The 4,956-nt window shown below is 59.0% G+C and carries 6 protein-coding genes; 3 read left to right on the top strand and 3 right to left on the bottom strand.

The genetic code is table 11. The features are described from left to right. The first annotated feature begins 225 nt into the window (after positions 1-225). Positions 226-588 (top strand): hypothetical protein, encoded by a 363-nt coding sequence (locus AC5JJ6_RS38885; protein WP_496047176.1) that lies wholly within the window; start codon positions 226-228, stop codon positions 586-588. A 471-nt stretch (positions 589-1,059) separates the two neighbouring features. On the opposite strand, the gene AC5JJ6_RS38890 is transcribed toward AC5JJ6_RS38885, so the two are convergent. After that, complete coding sequence (locus AC5JJ6_RS38890) at positions 1,060-1,821, bottom strand: hypothetical protein (RefSeq protein WP_496047177.1); 762 nt, start codon at positions 1,819-1,821, stop codon at positions 1,060-1,062. Between the two features lie 540 nt (positions 1,822-2,361). Here AC5JJ6_RS38890 and AC5JJ6_RS38895 point away from each other — a divergent pair. Next, positions 2,362-3,240: a hypothetical protein gene (locus AC5JJ6_RS38895; protein ID WP_496047178.1), complete on the top strand. Its 879-nt coding sequence runs from the start codon at positions 2,362-2,364 to the stop codon at positions 3,238-3,240. 156 nt (positions 3,241-3,396) lie between these two features. Here the strand turns inward: AC5JJ6_RS38895 and AC5JJ6_RS38900 are convergent, their stop codons facing one another. Then, positions 3,397-3,684, bottom strand: coding sequence for a hypothetical protein (locus tag AC5JJ6_RS38900; protein ID WP_496047179.1), 288 nt, complete (start codon positions 3,682-3,684; stop codon positions 3,397-3,399). Between the two features lie 571 nt (positions 3,685-4,255). On the opposite strand from AC5JJ6_RS38900, the gene AC5JJ6_RS38905 reads away from it, so the two are divergent. After that, positions 4,256-4,615, top strand: a complete 360-nt coding sequence (locus AC5JJ6_RS38905; RefSeq protein ID WP_496047180.1) for a PRC-barrel domain-containing protein — start codon at positions 4,256-4,258, stop codon at positions 4,613-4,615. Between the two features lie 83 nt (positions 4,616-4,698). On the opposite strand, the gene AC5JJ6_RS38910 is transcribed toward AC5JJ6_RS38905, so the two are convergent. Then, positions 4,699-4,956: hypothetical protein (locus tag AC5JJ6_RS38910; RefSeq protein WP_496047181.1), on the bottom strand; the 258-nt coding region annotated here is incomplete at its 5' end.

Consider the following 4,956-nt stretch of genomic DNA (forward strand, 5'->3'; position numbering starts at 1 on the left):
TCGCAGTTCTCCAGGTGCCACCACACTGGCCATCCGGATCGATCATGAAGGACAAGGCTATTCCCTTGCTGGGGCCGCGTGCATTGACGATGTCAGGATAACTAGCCGGCAACCGACGCGATCAGCATTACATTATATGATTTTTTATCCTTATTTGTATTTTAATTTAGGAAGATGGTGGCTTAGACTTGGGCCGTAGAAGGTCGGAATTCACAGGTGGGCCACATGAACACTGACTCCGACATACGGGAACGACAGCCGGCATGCATTGAACGATTGCAGGCATACGATGACCTGCTGGCGGATGAGCGGGCATTAGTCAAGGAGGTGCTCTCAATCCCACCCGAGCAGCGGGCCGCAAATGGCTGCTATCACCACCTCCTTGAGCTAACCCAGCGGGTAACGAATTGCGGCAGGGAGGTCATGGTGACGGCCCTCTTGGACTGTGTTGCCCTGAGGATAGATGAGGAGACTGCTGCAATGGTAGAAATGGCTGTGCGGCAGCGGGATGGCTTCAGGGAGGAAACGGCTGCTATGCTCGGTGCTGCGTGGATAAGGGAGCAACAGGCCAATTCGCACCGGCATTGATCGATGGAAGTTTAATCTGCTTCCGAGACTGAGCCATTGAACAAATGACCTACTTCATCATGAGCCTGCCCAGTTCGGTAGACTCCATACTGAACAGGCGGAGGACAAGGTCATGACGCAGGACACATCAAAGTGCGGCGTTTGTGGTCGTCTGCTCGACCGACCGGACGATCCCATTACCCGCGACTGCGGGGGTAACTGCGGGTCCTGCATCGGGGAAATTGAGGGTGACCTGGAGTATGGCTATCCAGCTATCCGCAGGGTTTAGCAGGAAATCACCCTTGGCCTGCAACCGCTTTTCGGTCACTTGGGTCCCGCTGGCGGCCTAATCAAAGACTGGCTTCGGGTCCAGGCGGCTTGAGCGACGGCCGTCTCGCCCCGCCGGCTCGCCGAGGAACCGGTTGGTTCTTCCGTCACCATCCGGGTGGGGCAAGATATGATGGACAGAGTAGGTTCGGGCGTGCCGACAGGTTAGTAGCCCGATCTGTCATAGCCGGCATTGCCCTCTGCTCGCCGGTAATCGCTCTCCCGATCCCAAGGGCGATAGTCCCGTGACGATCCGTACTCTCCAAGATCGAGATCCCGATCCCGATCATAGTAGTGCCGGTAAGATTGGGATTTCCGGGATTGGCTGTATAGAAGCCCGGCGACCAGCAACCCGACCCCCAGGGCGACCATTCCGGTCGCCAGCGGATATTCAGTGATCACCGTCTGAGCGGCGTTGACGCTCTGGCGGCTTTGCTGGCGAACCCGGTATGTCGCCCGGTTGGCAGCGTTCCAACCCTGCTCCGCAGACCGGGCCGCACTGTCCTTGAGGTTGCCGGCGACTTCAGACACCTGCTGTTTTCGCTGCTGCCACTCCTCCGCAGCCCGGCTGCTGACTTGCTGGCCGGTACCGGTTCGGGACGAGGTGTCAGTCGTTGACGTGCTAGGTTCGGTGATGCCGCCAAACCCGGTTGGGTCACCATACGTGGCAGCGGAACTCTTGCTGGTGTCACTCTGGGTGACTGTTATGCTGGAGGGCGTCGGGGTACCGGTGCCGGTCGAACCGGCCGAGGTCGAGCCGGTACTGGTTTCGAGGATTTTCTCAGCGGACGGCTGGCTCGATTCAGTTGTTGCGGCAGAGGCGGCATCAGGTTTGTCGCGGCTGGTGTCGGTGACCTTGGTGGCCCCTGGTTTGTCATTGGAGGTGCCCGTAGTTCCGCCCGGCGGTGTGCCCGTGGTAGCGGCCATGTTGGTTCTCCTCAAGATTATTCTAAATGCCACAACAAGAGGTCATCAGGCCGGTTCCCTTGCGTTCGCTCCCGTCCTCCTGGCATGAAGTTAGTGACTTGAAGGAGAGCCATTCCCGAGTGAGGAACTGGCGGGTCACTACTAGCCATTACCTGATGGGGTCGAGGTCGCCGCCCGCGATGCTGCCGTCCGTCACATCGCCGTTCTTGAAGTAAATCCCGTCGTCCCGGCCTCGTTGATGTTCACGCAATCCGGAATGCCTGCGTGCCTTCGTTTCGCCCGGACGGGCTGGTGAAGCCGCGTGGTCCAAACGGGCACCAGCATCGTTCAACGTGTCGGCGGCATGCTGTGGTATGGCGAGTACGAGTCAGTTTATGATGCATCACCCATAGATGCTCGGCCAGTAGACCGCTATTCTCCTGGTGCCGCTGAATCACGTTGCCTTGAATGGATGTCCAGCCGCAGCGAAGAAAATCTGTGCAGATGCCCCAGGGATCTGCTCCGATTGCCAGCCACATCGACCGGAGCCGGGAACCCCGCATGGGAAGCGTAGCTGACAAGATCGCCAAAAAGATCACCATGCAGATCAGGTCGAATGTCATCGATCTGTCGGGCTATCGGGCCGGGCGTGAACTTGTCCATGAAGCAGGACTGGACACTGACCGCGTGAGGAAACTCGTTCAGCAGGGCAGCGATCCATGCCATGCCCTCTACGTGGTCGGCCAGAATTTCGCGTCGTTACTGGCGGAGCAGATTTCGATGATGAGCGAGGCGAAGGGCTATGCCCGCGTCGTAGGGGGAGCCGAGGACGAATATCTGCCGAGTGGTCCGCCAATGAGCCCGCTCACGCCGAGCTATTTCACCACCTGGGCATTCTTCGATGTCCAGTTCGGGGCGAGCCGGGAAACGATGGGGACCACTATCCTGCGTGTCGCCGAACTGACGGGACTGCCCGGATGGATACCGGATGTGGTCGGCCTCATGCATCAATCCCGCATGGGGTTCTACGTGAACTGCGGCATTGAGGGATCGATGGTCATGCTGAGGGAGATAACGACGCAGGCGATGTACCGGTGTCATGTCCCGGCCGGATACGTTGGCCGACCCGGTGAACTCTGGTTCGTCCGGCTGATGCCGCCGGTCAACGCCTTGGTCGATTATCACATCGTTTTCACCACGCCCTATGTGCTGGTCAATGTGGCGGAACAGGCGGTGATCGACTACATCGGCAGGGAACTGGCCCGCATGGAGGGCAGGAGGCTTCCGCGTGTCCAGGACCTTTATGCCAACTTGATGAAGCACGGGACTGATGTGAACCACTGGAACGAGTACATCTTCTGTGCCTACTGTGGGCACCAGCACGATGCGATCTTCCTGACCGGCATTCCGGACATCAAGCCGAGCCTGCCCCACGCATAAAGTCAGCGGATTGAGGCTGAGCCGGTCAGATTTGATGTTCGGAAGCATGATCCGCAGACAACATCAACTTGGTATCCATGAACATACATCGACAAGCGTCTGAACACGGCAGCAGGAGCGGGATGGTCCTGGTCGTCACCTGCTTATCTTGAGAGATCACGATGCTTGATCCGTTCTTCGGTCCCAAACCGGCACCAGCCTTGCTACCAATGCCGCGACTCCGTCATCTTCCTGGAGATCGTAATTGAACGGTTCAAGGATGACTTCCACCGGATAGTCCTCCGGGGTGGTGCCGATATCCGCGACGGCGATGATGGCCCTGATCCTAGGATCGATGTCCTGGTCGCACATACGGGCTGTGAGCAGTACGCCGATGATGACCTCCAGGGAAGACGGCTTATCTGCACGTCTGAGCAACCGCTGGAGAAGCCGGCGGCCGTCCATTTCCTGATCCCGATATAAGCCCGGAGCCATCAGCTTGCGGCAGATCCCCAGGAGAGTGCGGTGTCGTACCGGGGCCAGTTCCGGCATCACGCCCTCGGGCTTTATTAGAATGACTCCCACATGGATGACAGGGTTTCTCTTCATGACGACGACAAGGGCCTCGGATGGGGTGCACGGCATCTCGCAGTGAACGCATGAAATCCGCCGCCTGTGCCCACTGGTGTTGGAAACTCGTCCCTAAGATAATACTGACGCGTCACCTGATCGATGTACCAACTCAGAGTCGTGGCAAATCCGCTTGGGATCGCATGGACAGTCCCGCACCTCCTCAACCTGAAAGTAAAGTACCGGCTGGGTCGCTTTGTGACTGTCTAACATCGTTGTCAGGGAATGCCTTGGAGTCCGCCCTGTTGATCCCAACGAGGTATTTTCCCGTGCAGGAGGTAAGCAGATGCTGAAGCCCGTGTTGATAGCTGGTGTTTCTCTCGCGGTGCTAGGCGGAACCCCGGCCCTGGCCCAGAGCACCACGACAACGACGACAACTACGAACCGAACCGGTGGAGCCGGCATTATGATGATGACGGTTGACGACCTGGAGGACCAGAAGGTCTACGGGGCTGACGGCAAGGAGATCGGCGAGATTGATGAGGTGGTCCGGCCCAGTTCGGCCAACGGCACTCCCGGCACCACGGGAAGCAGCACCGCCGGAGCCACCGTGTTTGCTGTCGTGCAGGCTGGCGGCAACTGGTTCGGCCTGGGGTCGGAAAAGGTTCTGGTGCCAATCAACCAGTTCACCATGGAGGGCGACAAGCTGACCCTGCCGATGACCGAGCAGCAGGTCACTGCCCTTCAGAAGTGGGATGACAACGACAACGATTTCGCCGAGGTCGAGGATGACCAGACTCTGACCGAGGCCCAGGGATCGCAGTGACCTGCTGGTCATGGCCGGGCTGTAAGGCCCGGCCATGCGGATAGGCCGTGGAGGACCAATGCCGGCGGTCCTTCGGGTATGGCTTAGACGTTGTTGTCCAGGTACTTCCGAACTTCGCCGCAGAACTCCTGATGGGGCCAGCCCTCCACCGGAGCCTTGGCCGCCATCCTCAGAACCGCCTGCTTGGGCTTCTCCAAGTGGCCCCGGAGTCGGATCTCGCGGTGGTGGGTTGTGACTATCGCTCCACCGAAAGGGGCAAGCTGCTCAGTTTTCTCCAGAAGGCGGCGGGTCTGCTCGCCACAGTATCCCGCCGCGAGGTCGTAGACCTCGGTCTCAATGCG

Source organism: Skermanella sp., from assembly GCF_059503625.1.

Bases quoted from the DNA above. Each gene is read 5' to 3' on its own strand.
- AC5JJ6_RS38885 (WP_496047176.1), top strand. From the start codon at position 226: ATGAACACTGACTCCGACATACGGGAACGACAGCCGGCATGCATTGAA.
- AC5JJ6_RS38895 (WP_496047178.1), top strand. From the start codon at position 2,362: ATGGGAAGCGTAGCTGACAAGATCGCCAAAAAGATCACCATGCAGATC.
- AC5JJ6_RS38905 (WP_496047180.1), top strand. From the start codon at position 4,256: ATGATGATGACGGTTGACGACCTGGAGGACCAGAAGGTCTACGGGGCT.
- AC5JJ6_RS38900 (WP_496047179.1), bottom strand. From the start codon at position 3,684: ATGGACGGCCGCCGGCTTCTCCAGCGGTTGCTCAGACGTGCAGATAAG.
- AC5JJ6_RS38890 (WP_496047177.1), bottom strand. From the start codon at position 1,821: ATGGCCGCTACCACGGGCACACCGCCGGGCGGAACTACGGGCACCTCC.